This window comes from Arthrobacter cheniae (assembly GCF_003602275.1).
Lineage (GTDB): Bacteria > Actinomycetota > Actinomycetes > Actinomycetales > Micrococcaceae > Arthrobacter_D > Arthrobacter_D cheniae.
In genome coordinates this window covers 339,762-362,092 of record NZ_QZVT01000001.1, presented here as the reverse complement: position 1 = coordinate 362,092, position 22,331 = coordinate 339,762, and the positions used below count along the sequence as shown (strand labels likewise).

Here is a 22,331-nt window from a genome sequence, read left to right as displayed (position 1 = left end):
AGTGCCTCGGCGACGGAGGCGATAGTCCCCAGACGTCTCCGCGCCCGCTCGATCAACGGGATCGCGTAGCTGAGCGGACGGCGCAGCGATGCTCCGCGCGACAGGGTCAGGCGGTCTGCGGGTCAGGCCGTCAGCCGGCCAGGCGGGTAGGGGAGGAGGAAGGGGATTCGTCGGCACCTCCGGACGGCTGGGGGCGGGGCGGTGCCACGGGATCGCTGGCCCCGGGGTCAGCAGCGGGTCCCGCCTGCTGCAGGATGAGGGACAGTACCGCGACGGCGCCGCCCTTGCTGAGGGGATTGTTCCGGTTGCCGCACTTCGGGGACTGGACGCAGGAGGGGCACCCGGACTCGCACTCACAGGCGGCGATCGCATCCCGTGTCGCCGACAGCCAGATGCGAGCCGCGTCGAATCCCCGCTCGGCGAAGCCGGCTCCGCCCGGGTGCCCGTCGTACACGAAGATGGTGGGTTGGCCCGTATCCGCGTGCAGGGCTGTCGAGACGCCTCCGATGTCCCAACGGTCACTCGACGCCACCAGCGGCAGCAGCCCGATAGCGGCGTGCTCGGCAGCGTGGAGTGCACCCGGGAGCTCCTCCGCGGAGATACCTTCGGCCTCGAGCAGCTGCGGGCTGATCTCGAACCATACGCTTTTTGTGAAGAGGTCCCTCGCCTCGAGTTCAAGGGGCTCCTCACCCAGGATCTCGTTCGATGAGAAGGCCTTGCGCTGGAAGGAGACCACCTGGGTGGTGACCTTCACATCACCGAAATTGGCGAGCACGCCGCCCCACAGCTGGCTGACGTCCCTGCCGATGACTTCGATCTGCGTGACGTCCCGCGCCTGGGTGTAGTAGTCCGGGTGAGCGCGGGCCACCACGGCGCAGTGGTCCTGCTCGTTGAGCTCCTGCACCACGTACGTCCGGCCCTGGTGGACGTAGACAGCACCAGGGTGCGCCTGGTAGTGGCTCTGGGGCGAGTCCATCGTTCCGAGCAGCGCGCCGGACTCGGCTTCGACGATGTTGATCGGCCCGCCGCCGTCCGCGCGGAGATTGACCATCGCAGCGGCACTCTGCGGGTGCGTCCAGAACCATCCTGCGGGTCGACGGCGCAGGAAGCCCTGCTCGCACAGGGTGCCGAGGAGATCCTCGGACGTGGCTCCGAAAAGATCGAGGTCCTCATCGGTGAGGGGTCGTTCGGCCGCGGCAGCGCAGAGGTGCGGGCCGAGTACGTAGGGGTTCGACGGATCGAACACCGTGGCCTCGACGGCGAGATCGAACACCGCCTCCGGATGGTGCACCAGATAGGTATCCAGCGGGTCGTCGCTGGCGACGAAGGCAGCGATCGCATCCTGTCCCGACCTCCCCGCCCGGCCGATCTGCTGCATGAGGGAAGCACGCGTGCCTGGCCAGCCGGCTATCAGGACCGCGTCCAGGCCCGAGATGTCGATCCCGAGCTCCAGCGCGGAGGTACTCGCGACACCCAGCAGTTCTCCGCTGCGCAGGGCCGTTTCGAGGGCCCGTCTCTCCTCGGGCAGGTACCCCGATCGGTAGGCGGCTATCCGGTGGGGCAGGCTTGGATGCACATCCTCGAGCATCCGCCGAGAGGTCTGCGCGATGCTCTCGGCGCCACGTCTGGACTTGATGAACGCGATGGTCCTCACGTGCGACGAAACGAGGTTCGCAAGCAGGTCGGACGTCTCGGCGATCACCGTGCGCCGGGTGGCTGCGCCGTTCTCACCCTTCATGCCGGTGAGCTGCGGTTCCCAGAAAGCAACAGTGGTCGAGCCATGGGGCGAGCTGTCGCGGTCTACTGCACGGACAGGAGCGCCGATCAGCCGGCCGAAGGACGCAGCCGGCTCTGCTGCCGTCGCTGACGCGCCGATGAACACCGGGTGCGCCCCGTAGCTTGCGCAGATCCGCCGCAGCCGCCGCAGTAGATTCGCCACGTGGGACCCGAAGACGCCCCGGTAACTGTGCGCCTCGTCGATGATGACGTACTTGAGCCGCCGGAAGAAGCGTGCCCACCAGGTGTGGTTCGGCAGGATTCCGTAGTGCAGCATGTCGGGGTTTGCGAGGACGAGGTTGGCGTGGTCCCGGATCCAGCGGCGGGCGCCCGACTCCGTGTCGCCGTCGTACGTCTCCGCCCGGACAGTAGGCAGCTTCAGCGCGTTGATCGCGGACAACTGGTCCGCGGCGAGCGCTTTGGTCGGCGCGAGGTAGAGGGCCACGGAGCCGTTCGGCGCGAGGGTGGCGCGGTCACGCAGCTCGCTGCGGTGGATCTCGTCGAGCACCGGCAACTGGTAGCACAGGGATTTACCGGACGCGGTGCCTGTCGCGATGATGGTGTGCGCTCCATCGTGAGCGGACGTCGCCCCCTCCACCTGGTGCCGCCACGGCTCGCGCACCCCGCGCGTAGCGAAGGCCTCGACGACGTCAGGGTGCGCCCACTCCGGCCAGGGCGCGTACTCGGCCTCACGGGCCGGGATCTCGCGGACGTGGAGGAGCTGCTCAGGATCGGGTCCCCCGCCGAGGAGCGGTATCAGGGAGTTCTGCGCACTCACGCGGCAATTCTCCCATCGGACCAGGTGCGGCAGCGGCCGAAACGGCGCTTATCCTCTGATGACGAACACGTCGATGAGGTGTCGCCAGCCGAGGAACTCATACAGTGCCCGACCGTCGGCCGACGCCATGAGGAGTCCTGTCGTGACGTCATCCTGCAGCACTCCGGCGGTCAGAGCGCGCATGACGTACGTTGCGAGTCCCCGACGTCGGAAGCCCTCCTCCGTGACGATGCGGTCATACACCGCGAATTCGCCGACCACGGAGACGGAACCGCTAGCCGCTACGGCGTCGCCTGCGCGGACCGTGACGCGTCGGCATGCGCCGGCGCTCTCCCGCTCGAGAGCGAATTCGTCACTGGGAACCCGCGGGTCCTCGACATCCTGCCTGTGCATGTCCGCGCTCATCAGGGATTGCTGGCGATCGGTCACGCGCATGTGGAGCGGATCGGCGGCGTCGATCAGGTCCTGCATCCGAGTGGTGACGACGGTCAGCACCCGCCGGGGGTCCTGCTTCGTCTCGGCGGCGAGTTCGAGGAACCGCTCGGTCGTGGGCTCGAACAGGAAGTGCTCCGTCTGGTGTTGCTGGTCCGTCAGGAGTACGGAGGTGCTGCGTCCGTCGTCGTGCGGCTCGTACCCGCGGCACGCGGACCATCCGGTGATCCAGGTCTGGAAGAGTTCTGCGTCTGCGCCCATGTGCTGAACGATAGTTCTCGCGCACGGGTAATCACAGAGACGGCGGCGACGTGACCGTTATGAGACGCCAAGTAGGCTTTAAACCGTGTCGATGAACCGTATTGCCCTGTATTACTGCTTCACGCCCCTGCCCGATCCGGAAGCGATCAGGCTGTGGCAACGCGCACTCTGTGAGAAATGGGGGCTGCGGGGAAGAATTCTCATCTCGAAGGACGGCATCAACGGCACGGTAGGCGGCGAGATCGCTGCCGTGAAGCAGTACGTCAGGACGACGCGCGAGTATCCCGCCTTCAGGGGGCTGGAGGTCAAATGGTCCGACGGCGGCGCCGGCGACTTCCCGCGCCTGAGTGTGAAGGTCCGCGACGAGATCGTCTCGTTCGGCGCTCCCGGTGAGCTGGAAGTCGACGAGAACGGCGTAGTGGGCGGTGGCACCCACCTGGCGCCCGAGGAACTGCACGCGCTGGTCGATACCAAACGCGCAGCGGGGGAGGAAGTCGTCTTCTTCGACGGTCGCAATGCTCTCGAGGCGCAGATCGGCCGTTTCAGGGGAGCGGTGGTTCCCGACGTGCGGACGACGCAGGACTTCGTTCGTGAACTCGACTCCGGGAGGTACGACAACCTCAAGGACAAGCCCGTGGTCACCTACTGCACCGGGGGGATCCGGTGCGAAGTGCTCTCCAGCCTCATGATCAACCGCGGCTTCCAGGAGGTGTACCAGCTCGACGGCGGCATCGTCCGCTACGGCGAGAAGTACCGTGACGGCGGACTGTGGGAGGGCTCGCTCTACGTCTTCGACAAGCGCATGCACCTCGAGTTCAGCGACGACGCCGTCACCCTCGGTACGTGCGTGCGGTGTCAGACCCCCACGAGCACCTTCGAGAACTGTTCGAATACCGAGTGCCGGAACCTCACCCTGTACTGCGTCGGCTGCGCGGCCGATCCTGTCACCCTGCGCTGTCCGCAGGGGTGCGAAGCCGACGAGGCCGAGGCGACGGCAGCCGGTGCTGCCTGATGACGGGGCAGGATACCGACCGCACGGCGGGGGACTCGACGGAGGGCACGGGCATCGCGCAGCAGGGTCGGATGACACTGTGGACGGTTTGGACACTGTGGGCATGACGGAATGGCGCGAGTTCGACGACGACGTCGCGTCGGCGCCGTCGAGCGCTGACATTGCAGCGCTCACATCCCTTGCCGCGGATCTGGAAGCCCTCGACTACACCGTCGACGGTGTCGGAGCACTCCTGGGCGCCCAGGCCTACGCGGCCCTCGGCAGGGGGCAGCTGGCGCCCGCACTCCTGGAGAGTCGGCGCATCCTCGAGGGAGCCCGTGTCGGTGCCGGTGCGAGTGCCGGTGCCGGTGCCGGCGGACACAGTGCCGTTCCCGTGCTGCTGTGGCTCCTCGGGGAGACCGTGGCCGGAAAGGATCTCGCGGCAGCCTTCCCGAGGATCGGGGTGGCGGGCCTCGAACGGCTCCGGCTCATCGAGTGCGAGACCCACGCCCCGGCCAGCAATGCCGGGACAATCCAGGAGACCGAGGGGGCCGCGCCGTCCCCGCAGGCAGCGACCCCTACCGACGACGCAGCACAACGGTGGCGGGCGGCCGTCGAGCTGCGGCCCTATGGCTCGGACGTCGGCGGCAACCTCTGGGTGGCCAGCGACCTCGGCTCGGAGCAGCGACCCGGTCCCTTGCGCCACGACCACGTCCTCGGGATCGGCGGCGCATCCCTGACGCTGGCGCAGACCGTCATGAGGTCCCCGGTGGACCGGGCCCTGGACCTCGGCACCGGCTGCGGTATCCAGGCCTTCCACCTCCTGTCCCACGCCCGCCACGTCACCGCGACGGACATCTCGGACCGAGCGCTCGCCTTCGCCCGCTTCAACCTCCTCCTCAACGCCCCCGCGCTCGACCTCGACCCGCGACGCCTCACGGAACGGGTGAGCCTACGGCGGGGCAGCCTGCTCGAGCCGGTCGCGGGGGAGCGCTTCGACCTCGTGGTGTCCAATCCGCCCTTCGTGATCACCCCGCGCACGGATTCGCAGAACGAGGCCTACACCTACCGCGACGGCGGCCTGGCCGGGGACGCGATCGTCGAGACCCTGGTCCGGGAGCTCCCCGGGGTGCTGACGCCGGGCGGGGTGGCACAGCTGCTCGGCAACTGGGAGATCACCGAGGGGACGCCGTGGGACCGGCGGATCCGGTCGTTCGTCCCTGCCGGCGTGGACGCCTGGATCATCCAGCGCGAGCAGTTGTCCCCGGTCCAGTACGCGGAGACCTGGTTGCGGGACGCAGCCGAGCATCGCGACCGCGGGGCGTACCTCGACAGCTTCGGTGACTACCTTGCGGACTTCGCCCTGCGCAGCGTCGAGGGCATCGGCTTCGGCTGGGTCTGGTTGAGGCGGCCGCTCGACGCGAGGAACCTCGTGCGGGTGACGCTCGAGGAGATCACCCATGAGATCGAGCAACCTGTGGGCCCGCACCTGGCTGCCGCTGTCCGGCGCAACGACTGGCTCGCCGCGCACACGGAGCAGGCGGCGTCCGGGATAGGCATCGCCGACGAGTTCCTCCTCGTCGCGGACGACGTCACCGAGGAACGCCACCAGCGGCCCGGGGCGGAGCACCCCGGAGTGATCCTCCTGAGGCAGGGAGCCGGCCTCCGGCGCACGACCCTGCTGAGCACGGAGCTCGCCGGATTCGCGTCGGCGTGCGACGGTGACCTCACCGCGGGCCAGATCGCGGGGGCCCTCGCCATGCTGCTGGAACGGCCCGACGCGGCCTTCACCTCGGAACTGCTGGTCGATGTCGAACAGCTCATCCGCGAGGGTTTCCTGATTCCAGCCCCCTGAGACCAGCGGTTACCCTTGTGCAGGTACGCATGACGCATACTGTGTGGTGAGGCCCAGCAGGGGGTTCCAGCCCGATACCCACGTTCCTGCCGCGGTATCGCACCCGTATATATAGGAGAGAAGTGCCGACCAAGGCCACGGACAAGAAGCACGGCAAGAAGCTCGTCATCGTTGAGTCCCCCAGCAAGATCAAGAGCATCTCGGGGTATCTCGGTGAGGGTTTCCAGGTCGCGGCGTCCATGGGGCACATCCGTGATCTCCCCCAGCCGTCCGATCTCCCCGCCGAGTTGAAGAAATCCTCGGTGGGCAAGTTCGCCGTGGATCTCGACAAGGATTTCGAGCCGTACTACGTCGTCTCGCCGGACAAGCGGAAGACGGTCGCGGAGCTGAAGGCCGCCCTGAAGGACGCCGACGAGCTCTATCTCGCAACTGACGCCGACCGCGAGGGCGAGGCGATCGCGTGGCACCTGCTGCAGGTCCTCAAGCCGAAGGTTCCCGTGTACCGCCTGACGTTTGGCGAGATCACCAAGGAAGCAGTCACGCGTGCCCTCGGCGAACTGCGCGACGTCGACATCCCCATGGTCGACGCACAGGAGACCCGCCGCATCCTCGACCGCCTCTACGGCTACGAGATCTCGCCCGTCCTCTGGCGCAAGGTGGCCCGCGGACTGTCCGCCGGCCGCGTGCAGTCCGTCGCGACGCGCCTCGTCGTCGAGCGGGAACGGGAGCGCATGGCGTTCCGCGCGGCGTCGTACTGGGACCTGACCGGAACGTTCACGCCGGAGGACTCGTCGAAAGGCAGCACCTTCCCGGCGAAGCTCGTGGCCGTGGACGGCAGCCGCATCGCCTCCGGCAAGGATTTCTCCGACCGCGGCGAGCTGAAGGCCTCCACCGTGGTCCGGCTCGACGAGGACGCCGCCCGCTCGCTGGCGACCGGCCTGGAGACGGCCGAGTTCACGGTCCGGTCGCTCGAGACCAAGCCCTACACGCGTCGGCCGGCGGCCCCGTTCACGACGTCGACCCTGCAGCAGGAGGCGGCCCGCAAGCTGCGCTTCAGCTCGAAGGTCACCATGCAGGTGGCGCAGCGGCTGTACGAGAACGGCTACATCACCTACATGCGTACCGATTCGTCGTCGCTGTCGGACCAGGCCATCAATGCAGCCCGTCGCCAGGCGTCGGAGCTGTACGGCCCCGAGTACGTCCCCGAGTCGCGCCGCGTCTACAAGGGCAAGGCCAAGAACGCCCAGGAAGCGCACGAGGCCATCCGTCCCGCCGGTGACTCCTTCCGCACGCCCGCGCAGGTGGCGCAGTCCCTGCGTGGCGACGAGTTCCGCCTCTACGAGCTGATCTGGAAGCGCACGGTCGCCTCCCAGATGGCCGACGCCAAGGGTTCGACGGCGTCGCTGCGTCTGGGTGCGAAGAGCGCCGACGGCCGGGATGCCGAGTTCGCCGCGTCCGGCACGGTCATCACCTTCCGCGGTTTCATGGCCGCCTACGAGGAGGGTCGCGACGCCGACCGCACCGAGGACGGCACGGACGACGACGCGCAGGGCACGCGCCTGCCGAACGTCGTCAAGGGCGACTCCCTGGGGGCGAAGGCCATCGAGGCCATCGGCCACGAGACATCCCCGCCACCGCGCTACACGGAGGCATCGCTCGTGAAGGTGCTCGACGAACGCGGTATCGGCCGCCCGTCGACCTACGCCGCGACGATGTCGACCATCATGGATCGCGGCTACGTCCGTACGCGCGGTCAGGCCCTGGTGCCGAGCTGGATCGCGTTCTCGGTGGTGCGCCTGCTGGAGGAGCACTTCAACGATTACGTCGACTACGACTTCACAGCGGAGCTCGAGGAGGACCTCGACCGCATCTCCCGCGGGGAGGCGGGTCGCGTCGAGTGGCTCAACCGCTTCTACTACGGCGACCGCAAGGAGACAGGTCTCCATACGATCGTCAACGACCTCGGGGAGATCGATGCGCGGCGCATCAACTCCGTGGAGATCGCCGAGGGCATCACCCTGCGCGTCGGCAAGTTCGGCCCGTACCTGGAGAAGCCACTGCCCGCCGATGCACCCGAGGGCACGGAGCCTCAGCGCGCCAATGTCCCGGAGGACCTCGCCCCCGATGAACTGACGGCCGAGAAGGCCATCGAACTCATGGAGGCGCCGACGACACAGGAGCGTGTCCTCGGAACCGACCCCGAGACGGGCCGCTCCATCGTCGCCCGCGACGGTCGCTACGGCCCCTACGTGATCGAGCTGATCCCCGAGGTGACCGCTGAGGAACTCGCGAACCAGCCGGTCGAGTTCTTCAAGAACGGCAAGCCCAAGCCCCCGAAGAAGGCTGCAAAGGTGAAGCCGCGCACGGGCTCGCTGTTCGCGTCCATGTCGGTGGACACCGTGACGCTCGAGGACGCCCTCAAGCTCATGAACCTGCCGCGCGTCCTGGGGACGGATGAGGACGGCAAGGAGATCACGGTCCAGAATGGCCGCTTCGGCCCGTACCTGAAGAAGGGCAGCGACTCCCGGTCCATCGGCTCCGAGGAGGAGATCTTCTCCATCACCCTCGAGCAGGCGCTGGAGATTTACAAGCAGCCCAAGCAGCGCGGCGGCCGCACGGTGACCCCGCCCCTGGCCGAGTTCGGTGACGATCCCGTGAGCGAGAAGCCCATCGTGGTGAAGGACGGCCGGTTCGGCCCCTACGTCACCGACGGCGTCACCAACATCACCGTGCCCGGATCCATGGCGATCGAGGAACTCACGCGTGAGCAGGCTATCGACATGCTCGCCGAGAAGCGCGCCAAGGGGCCTGCGCCGAAGAAGACGACCCGGCGGGCGCCTGCCAAGCGCAAGGTCGCGGCCGGCAAGTAGCCGCGGCACGGCGTGAGGAACTGACAATGGCCTGGGTAGAGTTGGAAGCGCGGGAACAATGCGGCTAGGTGTGCTGGATATAGGGTCGAACACGGTCCATCTTCTCCTTGTGGATGCCCGTCCGGGCGGTCGGCCGGTGCCGTTCGCGTCCCATAAGAAGCCCCTGCAGCTCGTCGCCTACCTCGACAAGCACGGCAGCATCACGCGGGCGGGCCAGGACGAGCTCGTCGGCTTCGTCCGTGAGGCGCGCGCCTTCGCCGCCGGGCACGACGCCGAGGATTTCCTCGCGTTCTGCACCTCCGCGATCCGTGAGGCCGGCAACGGCCGTGATGTCCTGGAGCGCGTGCGGAGGGAAACCGGCGTCGACCTGCAGGAACTCTCCGGTGACCAGGAAGCAGCGGTGACCTTCCAGGCCGTCCGCCGCTGGTACGGCTGGGGTGCGGAATCCATCCTGAACCTCGACATCGGCGGGGGCTCCTTCGAGATGGCGATGGGAACGGACGAGCTTCCGGAGGTGGCGCTGTCCGTCCCGCTCGGTGCGAGCCGGCTGACCCGCGACTGGCTGCAGGGGGATCCGCCCTCGGCCAAGAGTGTGAAGGAGCTGCGCCGCTATATCAAGGCAACCCTGCGCGACGCCGTCCCACAGTTCGCGCATCTCGGGACACCCCACCTGGTGGCGGGTACGTCGAAGACCTTCCGGTCGCTGGCGCGCATCGCAGGGGCCGCGCCGTCGGCTGCCGGTCCCTTCGTCCGCCGCGAACTGCGCCTCGAGGACCTCACCCTGTGGACGAAGCGGCTGGCAGCGATGAGCGCCAAGGACCGCACCAACCTCGACGGCGTGTCCGATCTGCGGGCGCCCCAGGTCCTCGCCGGTGCGCTCGTCGCCGAGTGCGCCCTGGAGCTTTTCGATGTCCCAGCCATGGATATCTGCCCGTGGGCGCTCCGGGAGGGACTGCTGCTGAGGCGCTTCGACGCCAAGATGTTCGAGGCCGACGAGCCGCTTCCGGGAGCCGGGGTAGGACACTCCCAGCTGGACTCCACGCGACGCGAGTCCCTTCCCCGTGGAGCCTGACGTGGAGGACCCGACCGGCAAGCCGCGGTCGATCCCCGTTGCCCTCTCCAGTGCCTCGGTCTACCCGCTCGCGGTCCACGATGCCTTCGCCCTGGCCCAGGACCTCGGCTACGACGGCGTGGAGGTCATGGTCACGAACAATTCGGTGAGCCAGGACCCGGACCAGCTGACCGTCCTCAGCGATCGCTACGAGATGCCCATCCTCGCGATCCACGCGCCCACGCTGCTCCTGACCCAGCAGGTGTGGGGCAAGGCCTGGACGAAGATCGAGATGTCGGCCGCGATGGCCGCGGAAGTGGGCGCGAAGACCGTTGTGGCCCACCCGCCCTTCCGCTGGCAGACCGGTTACGCGGAGGAATTCCCCGAAGGGATCCGGCGGGTGGCATCGGAGTACGGGGTCGAGATCGCTGTCGAGAACATGTACCCGTGGAAGGTCCGGGGTCGTGAGGCGAAGGCCTACCTGCCGCACTGGAATCCGGTGCCGGAGCCGTACGAGCGGATCACCTGGGACTTCTCCCACGCGGCGATCGCAGGAATGGACTCCTACGAGGAGATCCGGGGCCTGGGGAGCCGACTCGCGCACGTACACCTGACGGACGGGACCCCGAACGGCAAGGACGAGCACCTGCTGCCGGGCCAGGGGCAGCAGCGATGCGCCGAGGCACTGGAGCATCTCGCCGTTTCGGAATGGGACGGGGTCGTGGCCGTCGAGGTGAGTACGCGGCGTGCGCGTGCTGCCGGCGAACGCGAGGAGTGGCTCGCGGAGACGCTCCGGTTCGCCCGGTTGCACCTGCAGCATTGACGGCTGGTCCGGCCGACCAGGTGAGGGCGAACGGTCCTTGAACGAGGAATGGCGCCGGCGGACTGTCCAGATGCTGGGGGAATCATCTGTTGCCGCCGACGCCGGACCGGATCAGGAATTCCGGTCCCCATCACTCGCACCCTTATGAGGTGGTCCCAACACTAGGGACCCTCCTTGTGCTCCAACGGCAAGGACGCTGGGAGTGGGCTGTGAGCCCCTCGTGGCAGGATGGAATCATGACGACGGACAACTCCCAGCGCATCGCCTTCCTCGGTTGCGGATCCATGAACGAGTCCATCCTGGCCGGGCTGCTGGCGGCAGGGACGGACCCCTCGAACGTGACCGCGACGGTCCGCCGGCCGGAGCGGGCGGGCGAACTCCGCGCTCGGCACGGTGTGACGGTCCTCGCGACCGGTGATGACGAGGGCGCCAACACGAGGGCGATCCGCGGGGCCGACGTCGTCATCCTGGGCGTGAAGCCCATCGGTATCGTCCCGCTGGCCCGGGAGATCGCACCGGCACTGGCGCCGTCCGCCGTCGTCGTGAGCGTCGCGGCGGCAGTGACCACCGCAATGATCGAGGGAGCCCTGCCCAAGGGCCAGGCCGTCATCCGTTCCATGCCCAACACCCCGTCCCGGCTCGGCAGGGGAGTCCTGTCCATCTCCGCCGGGTCCGCCGTGAGCACAGAGCTGATGGCGGGGGCGCGGAACCTCCTGGAGTCCGCCGGCACCGTCGTCGAGATCCCGGAGGAACAGGTGGACGCGCTCTCCGCCATCAGCGGATCCGGCCCCGCCTACGCGTTCTACCTCGCGGAGGCGATGGCGGCTGCGGGGGTCGAACTCGGCCTGGATGCGGACCTCTCGGCACTGATAGCCCGTGAGACCGTCGCCGGAGCGGGCTTCATGCTCGCCGAGGAGGGCGCTGACGCAACGGCGCTCCGCCGCGCCGTCACGAGCCCCCACGGGACGACGCAGAGCGCCATCGAGACCTTCGAGAGACTGGGGCTTGCGCGGGTCGTTGCCGACGGCGCTCACGCCGCGACGGCACGGGCTGCCGAGATCACCCGCGATCTGGCAGGCCCTGCCTCGTCCTGACCGGCCGCAGCGCCCAGAGCGCCAGCAGGGCCACCGGCAGTACCACTCCGAGACCGGTGAAGAGCCGAAGCGGAAGGGGACCCTCTCCGGACACGGTGCCGGTGAGGGTCAGCGTGACGGTGATGGAGGAGAACATCATGACAGGAGCGAGCGCCGCGAGCAGCACCCAACTGGTCGTGCGCCGTGCCCCCGTTCGTTCCCGCGCATAGACGTAGCCGACGGGAAACAGCAGGGCGATCCAGACCCAGTGGTGGAACCACGAGATGGGCGAGATCGCGAGCATGACGACCGCGTTGGCCGTGATGGCTCGGACCTGGTCGCCGGCATCGTCGGCCCTGCGGACGGCGCGGTAGCCGAGCGCGATGACCACGAGCGATGCCAGGACCCACACCGGCCGTTGCACACCCTCGGCGAGTCCGGACTGCGCGACGATCGAGTTCAGCGAGACGTTGTAGAGGTCCGCCGTCGACCCCACCCGTGAGGCGTCGAACAGTGCGCCGAGCCAGAAGAATGCCGATTCCCGGGGTGCCAGGGCCCAGCCGACGGCCACCGTCGCGGCGAACGAGCCCGTCATCCACGCGAGCGAGCGCCAATCGCGCCGCGCCAGGAAGACGAGGCCGAACGCGAGAGGCGTGAGCTTGATGCCCGCGGCGACGCCGATCAGGACGCCGGAGGGCAACCGCGTGGAGCGCAGCAGATCGGCGAGGATCAGGACCATCAGGAGCGCGTTGACCTGGCCGAAGCCGAGACCCTCACGCCAGGGGCCGCTGATGCCGGTCAGCAGCATCGTCACCAGGACGGCGGCGGGCATGGTCCACGGCCTGTCGCCGCGGACCATCCCGGAGGCGCGGAGATAGCGTGCGACCACGACGGCCACACCGACGAGACAGACGCACGACAGTGCGGTGACGATCACCAGCGCAAGCGCTTCGGGAACAAGCGCCAGGGGTACGAAGAGGATCGCCGCGAAGGGCGGATAGGTGAAGGGCAGACCACGGGTATCCGTCTGGATGAGCGCGTCGTCGTAGAGCTCTTTGTCCCCGGCGTGGCCCAGGAGCGCCAGCGACCCCTCCCGGTACACCGTGAGGTCGAGCCCGTGGATCCGGGCTGCCAGAACGACGACGGCGAGCACGAGCGCGGCCCCCGCCGCCGTCGCTACCCGGAACCGGCGGGGCAGCGGTGCCACGCCGGCGGATCGGGGTCCGGCGGAGAGGACCCGCACCCTAGGGCCGGCCGGCGAAGCGTTCGAGCAGGTCCACGTGCCCGGAGACGATCAGCATGTCGCGTCCGGACACCTTGGTCTCGGGCCGCGCATAGGTGAAGTCCTCGCCCGGTGACTTCACGCCGACCACGGTGACGCCGTACTTCGAGCGCACGGACGATTCCGCGAGCGTGAAACCCTGTGTCTCCTTCGGCGGGTACATCTTGACGATCGCGAAGCCGTCGTCGAACTCGATGAAGTCGAGCATGCGGCCGCCCACGAGGTGGGCGGCACGCTGACCGGCGTCCGATTCGGGATAGATGACGTGGTTGGCGCCGATGCGCTTCAGGATCTTGCCGTGGGAGGGCGTGATGGCCTTGACCCACAGGTGGTCGATGCCGAGGTCCACGAGGTTCGCCGTGATGAGCACGCTCGACTCGATCGAGGTGCCGACACCGACGACGGCTGCCGAGAACTCCTGCGCGCCCAACTGGCGGAGGGAGTCTATGTTCGTCGCATCGGCCTCCACCACATGGGTGAGGATGCTGGCGAACTTCTGCACGAGCTGTGGGTCCCGTTCGATAGCCAGGACCTCCCGGCCCTGGCGGACGAGCTGTTCGGCGGTGGCCGCTCCGAAGCGGCCGAGGCCGATCACGAGCACGGGGGCGTTATGGGCGGGTCTCTCAGCCAATGATCGGCCTTTCCTCGGGGTAGCGGTACAGCGTGCTGCGTTGCCTCAGCGCAAGGGCCGAGGCGAGCGTGATGGTGCCCATGCGCCCGGCGAACATCAGGGCGGACAGGACGTACTTGCCGGCGGGCGGCAACTCGGCGCTCAGGTTGGTGCTGAGACCGACGGTCGCGAACGCGGAGATGACCTCGAAGACCACTTTGTCGAGCGGTTCGTCCGACAGGGCGAGGATGAGGCCGCTGCCGACCAGCACGAGGGTGGCGCCCATGAAGATGACGGAGATGGCCACCCGCATCGCGCCGGCAGGAATGGTGCGGCCCCAGGCGCGGACATCGGAATCACCGCGGGCCTCGGCCACGATGGCGAGGAACATGACGGCGATCGTCGTGACCTTGATGCCGCCCGCGGTCGATGCCGACCCGCCTCCGGCGAACATCAGCGCGTCCGTGAGCAGCATCGTCGTCGAATTCATCTCGTTCTGGTCGACGAGGTTGAACCCCCCTGACCGCGTCATGACGGAGGCGAAAAGGGCATGGATGGTCTTGTCCGCGATGGTCAGGTTCGAGATCGTGCGATCGTTCTCCCATTCGAGGAAGCCCCAGGCAAACGTGCCGGCGACCAGCAGGATCAGCGAGACCGACACCGTGAGCTTCGCGTGGAGCGTCCACTTCCTGAAGCGGTGGCGCACCTGTACGAAAACCATGATCACGGGGAACCCGAGGCTGCCGAGGAACACTCCGACCATGAGGGGCGTGAGGATCCAGAGGTCGGTCTCGTAGGGCACCAGTCCGTTGCTGTGCGGGGTGAAGCCTGCGTTGTTGAACGCCGAGATGGAATAGAAGATGCCGTGCCAGATGGCCTGCCACCAGGGTTCCCCGAGAATCATGAACCGCGGGATGAGCACGACGGCGAGCACGATCTCGATGAGCACGGAGGTGGTGATGACGATCCGCAGGAGCGTACCGATCTCCCCGAGGCGGCTCGCGTTGTTGAGCGCCTCCTGGGCGAGGAGCTTCCCGCGCACGCCGAGCCGCTTGCTCACGATCAGGGCGAGGAGCGAAGCGAGTGTCAGGGTGCCCAGTCCGCCGATGAAGATGCCGAGAAGGATCACGAGCTGCCCGAAGAAGGACCAGTGCGTGGCGGTGGAGACGACGGTGAGGCCCGTGACACACACCGCGGACACAGCGGTGAAGAAGGCGTCGTGAAGGGCGGTGACTTCGCCGTTGCTGGCGGACACCGGCAGGCTCAGCAGCGCCGTGAACACCAGGATGACGCCCGTGAAGATGAAGAGGGCGAGTCGCGCGGGCGAGCTGTTCGCGAAGGAATCGACGAAGTCACGGACCGACGCCAGCAGCCTGACGTATCCGCGTCGATCGTCCGTCAGCCACTGTGGCTGTTGACTTAACATTGACGTCCGCTCTGCCCCGTGTGCTGGTCCTCCCGCCGAAGCGGCTACCCTGATTGTCCCCTGCAGTAGTAAAGCATCTCACCAGGAATCGTCGTGGGAATATCACGCATCGCGTAGCCTTGCAGTGATGTCTACGCATTCCGGGCCGGCGGTGCCACTCCAGGTCGTCTGGGACGATTCCATGCTGGCCTACGACTTCGGTGGCCAGCACCCCATGAACCCGGAGCGGCTGCACCTGACGGCACGGTTGATGCGTGAGTGCGGGCTGCTCGACCTCGCCGGCGTCAGCGTGACGGCCCCCTTCGTCGCCTCCGACGACGAGCTCGCCTCAGTACACAGCCCTGACTACATCAGCGCGGTCCGCCGGGTGAGTAGCAATCCCGACACCTCGGATCCGGCCCGCGGCCTCGGCACGGAGGACAATCCCGCCTTCGCCGGCATGCACGAGGCGAGCGCGCGACTCGCCGGCGGATCGCTGGGAGCGGCGGAAGCCGTGATGAGGGGGGACGTCCTCCGGGCGGTCAATTTCGGTGGTGGCATGCATCACGCGGCGCGTTCGCTGGCCAGTGGTTTCTGTATCTACAACGACGCCGCCGCCTGCATCCAGCGACTGCTCGACCGCGGTGCGCAGCGCGTCCTCTACGTCGACGTCGACGCCCATCACGGGGACGGCACCGAGAGCATCTTCTGGAACGACTCCCACGTCATGACGATCTCCCTGCACGAGACGGGCATGAGCCTGTTCCCGGGTACCGGGTTCGCCAATGAGACCGGCGGTGCCGGCGCCGAGGGGTATGCGGTGAACGTCGCCCTCCCCACGACGGCCGGGGACGCCGCCGTCCTGAGGGCCTTCCACGCCGTGGTGCCGCAGCTGGCCGGGGCCTTCGCACCCGACGTCATCGTCAGCCAGCACGGTTGCGATTCACACCGTGAGGACCCGCTGACGAACCTGCGGGTCAGTGTGGACGCGCAGCACTCGCTGATGCTGTCGGTACGCGATCTCGCGGACAGGTTGTGCGGCGGTCGATGGATCGCGACCGGTGGGGGCGGTTATGCGCTCGCAAGCGTGGTGCCGAGATCGTGGACCCTGCTCGTCGCGGTCGCGGCGGGCGCGGCGATGGGTCCGACGACGCCGGTCCCCGCCGCGTGGCGGGACTACGTCCTGGAGCGGCACGGCATCGATGCCCCGCGGCTCATGGGCGACGGCGCCGAGCTGTGGTGGCGCTCATGGGAGATCGGCTACGACCCCAGTGACGAGCTCGACCGGACGGTGATGGCGACCCGCAAGGCGGTCTTCCCTCTCCACGGGCTCGACCCATGGTTCGACTGAGCACTGCCGGGCAGGATGCCCCGCCGCGTATATATCGCTAGGGTAGGCGAATGGGTATCGATGATGTTTTCGCTGTCATCGCCGAAGGTACGCGCAGGCAGATCCTCAAGAACCTGCGCGACGGCGACAAAGCAGTGGGTGAGCTCGTCGTCGAGCTGGAGGTGAGTCAGCCGACGGTGTCGAAGCACCTCAAGGTCCTGCGGGAAGCGGGCCTGGTCACCATGCGGGCCCAGGGTCAGAAGCGTTACTACTCATTGGAGACGGCCCCGCTCGGCCTCGTACGGGACTGGCTCGCAGACTTCGAGCCGCCGGTACCCGCGGCTGGATCGGACGGACCGGCCGAGCAGGGGGCAAGTAGCCAGGCACCCGTCGTCGAACCTGAAGCCGGAACGGGCCAGACCGGTGCGGAGGCCGGGGTGCTGGCCGCCGCTGTGCTGGCAGGTCCGGAGGTCCTATCGGGAGCTGATGGCTCCCGGCCGCAGATCGGTCGGACCATGGGTCGTGCAGCGGAGCGTGCCGCCGACCTGCTCTCCCAGCTCCGGCGTCGACGCGACCATTCGTCCTAGTCCTCGGGTATCCGGCCAGAACGGGCGGCGCATGCGAGGCGAGGTGCAGGAAGAGGTGGAGGGCCTCGAGCTGCTCTTTCACTTTGGTCACATCAGCCACTAGAGTGAACCCTTAGGCGGATAATCCTTTTGCTACAAGGCGACACGCCGATCAGTCGCCCAGGGTGTCTTTTCTCGATGCCGGTCTCAGGTGAGTTACGGACATCCAAGCAAAGGAATAGTGGTGTGATGGCAGACGGGAATAACTTCTCGGATGTGCAGTTCTTGACGGTCGCGGAGGTCGCTGACCTCATGCGTGTCTCGAAGATGACCGTCTACAGGCTCGTGCACGCCGGGGACCTGCCCGCCGTGCAGTTCGGTCGTTCCTACCGCGTACCGGAGTCGGCCGTCGAAGAGTTCCTCCAGCGGGCGCAAGTGGACGGGCAGTCCGAGAGCGCCTGAGCCGCCAGGGGTCGTCCTGACCGTCCGTCAAACGGATGTACCCTGTTAAGGAGCGTTTTGGGCGGGCCTAGGCCCGCTCGACTTATTGCATCATTCGGGCGATTGCCACCAGGTATGCGCCTTTCGTCAGCCCCAGTGCCGCCTCCTGGCTCACCGCCGGAGTACGTGCTGGCACCACAACAGTTTGTGAGGACTCTATGGGTTCAGTAATCAAGAAGCGCCGCAAGCGTATGGCAAAGAAGAAGCACCGCAAGCTGCTGCGAAAGACCCGTCACCAGCGCCGCAACAAGAAGTAGCAACGCTTCCGGCTCTATGCCGGAGTGTGCCGACCGGCCCGGGACCCTGCCATCACGGCACGGGTGCCGGGCCGTCGTCGTTCCCTGGCCTCGCAGCACCGGCGACAGCATCGCCCAGGTGCGGACCGGGTCAGCGGCCCCTGAACCGCGAGAACCCGCGCCAGAGCCCATAGATGGATCCTGCGACCGTGGCCGCCCGCAGTCCGAGCGTCGCAGCGCGGCGTCCGCTCCGGAAGTCGTAGACCGGCCAGTTGTTCGCGCGGGCATGGCGGCGGAGCTTGCTGTCCGGATTGATGGCCACCGGATGTCCGACGACGCTCAGCAGCGGGATGTCGTTGAAGGAGTCGCTGTAGCCCCAGCACCGCGCGAGGTCGAGGTTCTCCCGCTGCGCCAGTGCCAGGACTGCGGCGGCCTTCGCGGGTCCATGCAGGAAATCGCCGACCAGTTTACCCGTGTAGAGACCCTCGGCGACCTCGCCGACCGTGCCGAGTGCGCCTGTGAGCCCGAGCCGGCTCGAGATGACGGCCGCCACCTCGACGGGGGTACCCGTCACGAGCCATACCTGGCGGTCCGAGGACAGGTGGTGCTCGGCGAGGGCACGGGCCCCGGGCCAGATCTTCGACGCGATCATCTCGTCGTACACCTCCTCGCCGAGGGCGAGGATGTCCTCGTGGGCGATGCCGATCGCGAACGCCAGGGCAGCGTCGCGCACGGAGTTCACATCCGTCATCGTCTCGCCACGCATGATGAAACGCAGCTGCTTCCACACGAGGCCGGCTGCGAAGCGCAGGGTGAAGGCCTTGCGCTGGTACATCTTGCGCCCCACATGGAACAGGCTCGCGCCACGCATCAACGTGTTGTCGACGTCGAAGAAGGCTGCCTCGCCCGAAGTGGTCGCCGGAGGCTCTGGCGTGGGCTGAGTGCCCCCTGCGGCGTCCGGCATGATCAGAGTCTAGTTCGTCGCCCCGCGGCCGGGCCCGCGGCGCGGCAGTACGGTGGAACGATGGAAACACCCGCCCAGCTACCCGGTCCCGGCGTCGTCCTGCTGACCCGCCCCGCATGTCATCTCTGCGAGGACGCGAGACTCGTGGTGGCACGCGTGACGGACGAGCTCGGGCTGGAATGGCGGGAGCTGTCGGTGAGTGACGCGCCTGCCCTGGGGGCGCGGTTCGCGGAGGAGTTGCCCGTGCTGTTCATCGACGGAGTGCAGCGCGACTTCTGGTCCATCGACGAGTCGAGGCTGCGGCGGCTCCTGTCCCAGGGGTGACCGGCCATGCCCGGGCTCATCCCGGGCACCGGCCGCCCCACGGGCGCGGCCTGCATCCAGGGTGTGCACAAGCTTGGTGGCCCTGCGTCCTCAGCATAAAGTGGACCTACGTCCGCCCGACGTGGAGGGATCCTTCCGCCGATCGGGTGCTTTGGCGCTAGCAACGGAGCCGATAACAGTGACAACGCCGGACACGCCAGGCCTTGAGCCCGTGGGCGATCCGGTGCGCCACATACCGCCCGCCTCGGTGGCACGCCTCACCATCTACCTCCGTGCCCTCAACTCGCTCCTGGGCGAGGGCATCCAGCGGGTCTCCTCGGAAGAATTGGCGGATGCCGCCGGGGTGAATTCACCGATGCTCCGTAAGGACCTCTCCTACCTCGGGTCCTACGGGACGCGCGGTGTCGGCTACGAGGTGCAGTACCTCAACCGGCAGATTTCCCTCGCCCTCGGTTTGACGCTCGACTGGCGCGTGGCGATCGTCGGCGTGGGCAACCTCGGCCGTGCGCTCGCCGGCTACTCCGGATTCGTCTCGCGGGGCTTCGAGATCGTTGCACTGTTCGATGCCGATCAACTCGTCGTCGGGTCGGAGGTGGGCTACCTCCGGGTGAGTGCCGTGGCCGACCTCGAGGCGGTGCTCGACCGCACACGCACCAACATGGCGGTTCTTGCGGTCCCCGGAGCGGTCGCGCAGGAACTGTGCGACCGCCTCGTCGCCGCCGGGATCTCGAGCATCCTCAGTTTTGCACCCGTGGTGCTCCAGGTGCCGTCACACGTGCAGTTGCGGAAAGTGGACATGTCGACCGAACTGGAGATCCTGGCCTATCACGCCCAAAGGGCGCAGGAACCGGACCTTGGTCCGATCTCCCGCGCCCAGTAGGTGCGTGCTGGTCTTCAGTACCCGAGGCGCTGCGGAGCGAAGTAGGGGCGCGCGGGCTTCAGGTACGTCATGACGACGCCGGCCACACCGAGGAGCATGACCAGGATGTCGAGCGCCGTGCTGAAGCCCGATATCGGGGGAATCGTCTGCCCGCTGGCTTCGACGGCCCGGTTGGCGATGGGCAGGAGCAGCAGCCCGCCGAGAACCAGCAGCACGTTCAGTGCCGCCAGCACGGTTGCAGTGATGCGGGCCCAGTTCTGCCCCTTCCTGATGAAGACGGCCAGGACGACGTAGACCGCCGCGAAGAGCACCGCGAACACCAGCCCCACCCCGACGCCGAGTGATGCCCCCGCCATGTCCGGGATCTCGGCGGTGAGGGAGGAGATGATCGAGGACACCAGGTAGGCGGCACCGGCAGCCAGGATCAGGTAGTAGGCCCTCATGACTTCCTTGGGTGCCGGCCCCTTCTCGGTCCGGCCAGCGTCGCCGCCCGAGCTCGGGTAGGCGTAACCCGAGGGCTGTGCCGCCTGGTAGCCGTACGGGCTGCCGACGTCCTGCCGGCCGTAGGGGGTCGGCTGTGCCTGCTGCCCCTTGCCCTGCTGCCCATCGGGACTGTGTCCGGAGCCGTTCCCGCCGGGCGGGTTCCATGCTTGTCCGTCGTTGTTCCTGTTGCCTGGGGTGTCCTGTGGCGTGCTCATTACGGCGTCCTCCGTCGTGCATTCGTCAGGTTGTTCCGGACCTTCATCACCGCATCGGTGCCCCCATGGACGTACCCGGCGCGGTTGCCTTCACCGCCAGCCTAGTTCCCCGCTTCCGTGCCATGACACCGCTTAACGCCGACGGCCGACGTCGTCAAGGGGACGACGTCGGCCGGAAGGCGTTCGGACGGGAGCGGTGTGCGCTCCGGATCAGACCGTTACGACGGCGGGCGCCACGAACTGTGCCTCGATGCTGATGGTCACCTTGTCGCCGACGAGGACGCCGCCGGCTTCGAGGGCCGCGTTCCAGGTGAGGCCGAAGTCCTTGCGGGAGATGCTGGTGGATGCCGAGACGCCGGCGCGGGTGATGCCGAAGGGATCGACAGCCACACCGTTGAAGTCGGTGTCGAGGACGACGGACTTGGTGATGCCGCGGATGGTGAGGTCGCCGGTGATGGTGTAGCTCTCGCCCGAGCCCGCATGCGAGGTGGAGACGAAGGTCATCTCGGGGAACTGCTCGACGTCGAAGAAGTCGGCGCCCTTGACGTGGCCGTCGCGGTTCTCGTCACCCGAGGTGAAGGAAGCCGTCTTGATCGTCACGACGATGGCGGAGTCCTCGAGGGAGGAGCCGACCGTGAGTGCTGCATCGACGTCCTTGAAGGAGCCGCGAACCTTGCTGATGCCTGCGTGGCGGACGCTGAAGCCGACCTCGCTGTGTGTGGGATCGAAGGACCAGGTGCCGGAGGTGAGGCCTGAGGGGACAGTCATGATGAACTCCTGAAGTGGGTGGGAGGCGATTGCTTACACATTAGAAAAGCATGCGTATGCATGTTTTATTCCACAACTAGGTCAAACATTCAACCAATCCTCCGACAAGGGGGTCCCTCACGCCCTGCCCCGCCGATTGGCCGTGGCACGGAGCATGCGGGAAACTGGAGGAATGCAGAGATCAACCGTCCACCTGGTGCGCCACGGTGAGGTCCACAACCCGGAGGGGGTCCTCTACGGGAGGCTCCCCGAGTTCCACCTCTCGGACCTGGGCCGGGAGATGGCCGCGCAGATGGCCGGGCATTTCGAGCAGCGGCGGAATGAGGGGGCCAACCTCGTGCTGCTCGTTGCCTCCCCCTTGGCACGGGCGCAGGAGACCGCGCAGCCCGTCGCGGACGCGCTGGGCCTCCAGATCACCACGGACGAGCGCATCATCGAGGCGGAGAACCGCTTCGAGGGCATGTCGAAGATCAAGAGCCGACTCCGCCAGCCGCGGTATTGGCCACTGCTCGTCAATCCCTTTCGGCCCTCATGGGGGGAGCCTTACAGCCAGCAGGCGGAGCGCGTCATGGAGGGCGTGCACGCAGCGCGGCGTCGTGCCCTCGAGCTGGCCGGGAGCAGCACGTCCGACGCTCCCGCCGAAGCCATCCTCGTGAGTCACCAGCTCCCGATCTGGGTGACGAGGCTTGCTGCGGAGCGCCGTCGCCTATGGCACGACCCACGCCAGCGTGAGTGCACGCTCACCTCCGTCACGTCGATCGACTTCGACGGAGACACCATCCGGCGCGTGCGCTACGCGGAGCCGTGCGCGGACCTGCTGCCCGGTGCGGCGAATGTCCCCGGGGCGTAATAGAATT

General features: G+C 67.6%; 21 protein-coding genes. 13 read left to right on the top strand and 8 right to left on the bottom strand.

The window, feature by feature from the left end:
- Positions 1-130: 130 nt before the first annotated feature.
- Both D6T63_RS01790 and D6T63_RS01785 read right to left on the bottom strand, forming a co-directional pair.
- Positions 131-2,554 (bottom strand): DEAD/DEAH box helicase, encoded by a 2,424-nt coding sequence (locus D6T63_RS01790; protein WP_120147298.1) that lies wholly within the window; start codon positions 2,552-2,554, stop codon positions 131-133.
- A 48-nt stretch (positions 2,555-2,602) separates the two neighbouring features.
- The gene (locus D6T63_RS01785) at positions 2,603-3,247 is read right to left on the bottom strand and encodes a GNAT family N-acetyltransferase (RefSeq protein ID WP_120147297.1); all 645 of its coding nucleotides are present in this window, start codon (positions 3,245-3,247) and stop codon (positions 2,603-2,605) included.
- 85 nt (positions 3,248-3,332) lie between these two features.
- Between D6T63_RS01785 and trhO the strand changes: the two genes are divergently transcribed.
- The 6 genes from trhO (at position 3,333) to proC (ending at position 11,931) form a co-directional block, all read left to right on the top strand.
- Positions 3,333-4,259, top strand: coding sequence for an oxygen-dependent tRNA uridine(34) hydroxylase TrhO (gene trhO / locus D6T63_RS01780; RefSeq protein WP_120147296.1), 927 nt, complete (start codon positions 3,333-3,335; stop codon positions 4,257-4,259).
- A 103-nt stretch (positions 4,260-4,362) separates the two neighbouring features.
- Positions 4,363-6,093, top strand: coding sequence for a DUF7059 domain-containing protein (locus D6T63_RS01775; protein WP_120147295.1), 1,731 nt, complete (start codon positions 4,363-4,365; stop codon positions 6,091-6,093).
- Between the two features lie 122 nt (positions 6,094-6,215).
- Positions 6,216-8,963 (top strand): type I DNA topoisomerase, encoded by a 2,748-nt coding sequence (topA, locus tag D6T63_RS01770; protein WP_120147294.1) that lies wholly within the window; start codon positions 6,216-6,218, stop codon positions 8,961-8,963.
- A gap of 58 nt (positions 8,964-9,021) precedes the next feature.
- The gene (locus tag D6T63_RS01765) at positions 9,022-10,035 is read left to right on the top strand and encodes a Ppx/GppA phosphatase family protein (RefSeq protein WP_120147293.1); all 1,014 of its coding nucleotides are present in this window, start codon (positions 9,022-9,024) and stop codon (positions 10,033-10,035) included.
- Position 10,036: 1 nt separating this feature from the next.
- Complete coding sequence (locus D6T63_RS01760; RefSeq protein ID WP_235830486.1) at positions 10,037-10,837, top strand: sugar phosphate isomerase/epimerase family protein; 801 nt, start codon at positions 10,037-10,039, stop codon at positions 10,835-10,837.
- A 236-nt stretch (positions 10,838-11,073) separates the two neighbouring features.
- Positions 11,074-11,931: a pyrroline-5-carboxylate reductase gene (gene proC, locus D6T63_RS01755; protein WP_120147291.1), complete on the top strand. Its 858-nt coding sequence runs from the start codon at positions 11,074-11,076 to the stop codon at positions 11,929-11,931.
- On the opposite strand, the gene D6T63_RS01750 is transcribed toward proC, so the two are convergent.
- From D6T63_RS01750 to D6T63_RS01740, 3 genes are read right to left on the bottom strand one after another with little or no spacing between them, the layout of a single operon-like run.
- Positions 11,897-13,117, bottom strand: coding sequence for a glycosyltransferase 87 family protein (locus tag D6T63_RS01750; RefSeq protein WP_182976837.1), 1,221 nt, complete (start codon positions 13,115-13,117; stop codon positions 11,897-11,899). The genes proC and D6T63_RS01750 overlap by 35 nt on opposite strands.
- Before the next feature lie 37 nt (positions 13,118-13,154).
- Positions 13,155-13,793, bottom strand: a complete 639-nt coding sequence (locus D6T63_RS01745; protein ID WP_120147289.1) for a potassium channel family protein — start codon at positions 13,791-13,793, stop codon at positions 13,155-13,157.
- A gap of 22 nt (positions 13,794-13,815) precedes the next feature.
- Complete coding sequence (locus D6T63_RS01740; protein WP_120147288.1) at positions 13,816-15,228, bottom strand: TrkH family potassium uptake protein; 1,413 nt, start codon at positions 15,226-15,228, stop codon at positions 13,816-13,818.
- 127 nt (positions 15,229-15,355) lie between these two features.
- Here D6T63_RS01740 and D6T63_RS01735 point away from each other — a divergent pair, with 127 nt between their 5' ends.
- The 4 genes from D6T63_RS01735 (at position 15,356) to D6T63_RS01720 (ending at position 17,861) form a co-directional block, all read left to right on the top strand.
- Positions 15,356-16,558: an acetoin utilization protein AcuC gene (locus tag D6T63_RS01735; RefSeq protein ID WP_235830485.1), complete on the top strand. Its 1,203-nt coding sequence runs from the start codon at positions 15,356-15,358 to the stop codon at positions 16,556-16,558.
- A gap of 50 nt (positions 16,559-16,608) precedes the next feature.
- The gene (locus tag D6T63_RS01730; RefSeq protein ID WP_120147287.1) at positions 16,609-17,124 is read left to right on the top strand and encodes an ArsR/SmtB family transcription factor; all 516 of its coding nucleotides are present in this window, start codon (positions 16,609-16,611) and stop codon (positions 17,122-17,124) included.
- A 228-nt stretch (positions 17,125-17,352) separates the two neighbouring features.
- The gene (locus tag D6T63_RS01725; protein WP_120147286.1) at positions 17,353-17,565 is read left to right on the top strand and encodes a helix-turn-helix domain-containing protein; all 213 of its coding nucleotides are present in this window, start codon (positions 17,353-17,355) and stop codon (positions 17,563-17,565) included.
- A 197-nt stretch (positions 17,566-17,762) separates the two neighbouring features.
- Positions 17,763-17,861 (top strand): 30S ribosomal protein bS22, encoded by a 99-nt coding sequence (locus tag D6T63_RS01720; protein ID WP_003792170.1) that lies wholly within the window; start codon positions 17,763-17,765, stop codon positions 17,859-17,861.
- A 130-nt stretch (positions 17,862-17,991) separates the two neighbouring features.
- Here the strand turns inward: D6T63_RS01720 and D6T63_RS01715 are convergent, their stop codons facing one another.
- On the bottom strand, positions 17,992-18,804 hold the full coding sequence (locus D6T63_RS01715; protein WP_120147285.1) for an HAD family hydrolase: 813 nt from the start codon (positions 18,802-18,804) through the stop codon (positions 17,992-17,994).
- Positions 18,805-18,864: 60 nt separating this feature from the next.
- On the opposite strand from D6T63_RS01715, the gene D6T63_RS01710 reads away from it, so the two are divergent.
- Both D6T63_RS01710 and D6T63_RS01705 read left to right on the top strand, forming a co-directional pair.
- Positions 18,865-19,128, top strand: coding sequence for a glutaredoxin family protein (locus tag D6T63_RS01710; RefSeq protein WP_120147284.1), 264 nt, complete (start codon positions 18,865-18,867; stop codon positions 19,126-19,128).
- Positions 19,129-19,306: 178 nt separating this feature from the next.
- Positions 19,307-20,008: a redox-sensing transcriptional repressor Rex gene (locus tag D6T63_RS01705; RefSeq protein WP_235830484.1), complete on the top strand. Its 702-nt coding sequence runs from the start codon at positions 19,307-19,309 to the stop codon at positions 20,006-20,008.
- A 14-nt stretch (positions 20,009-20,022) separates the two neighbouring features.
- Here the strand turns inward: D6T63_RS01705 and D6T63_RS01700 are convergent, their stop codons facing one another.
- Both D6T63_RS01700 and D6T63_RS01695 read right to left on the bottom strand, forming a co-directional pair.
- Positions 20,023-20,706, bottom strand: a complete 684-nt coding sequence (locus tag D6T63_RS01700; RefSeq protein ID WP_120147283.1) for a DUF4282 domain-containing protein — start codon at positions 20,704-20,706, stop codon at positions 20,023-20,025.
- Positions 20,707-20,916: 210 nt separating this feature from the next.
- A complete protein-coding gene (locus D6T63_RS01695) occupies positions 20,917-21,474 on the bottom strand; it encodes a YceI family protein (protein WP_120147282.1) in 558 nt (185 codons plus the stop codon).
- A gap of 172 nt (positions 21,475-21,646) precedes the next feature.
- Here D6T63_RS01695 and D6T63_RS01690 point away from each other — a divergent pair, with 172 nt between their 5' ends.
- Positions 21,647-22,324 carry a histidine phosphatase family protein gene (locus D6T63_RS01690; RefSeq protein ID WP_120147281.1) on the top strand — a complete coding sequence of 226 codons (678 nt, stop codon included), beginning with the start codon at positions 21,647-21,649 and terminating at the stop codon, positions 22,322-22,324.
- Positions 22,325-22,331 lie beyond the last annotated feature (7 nt).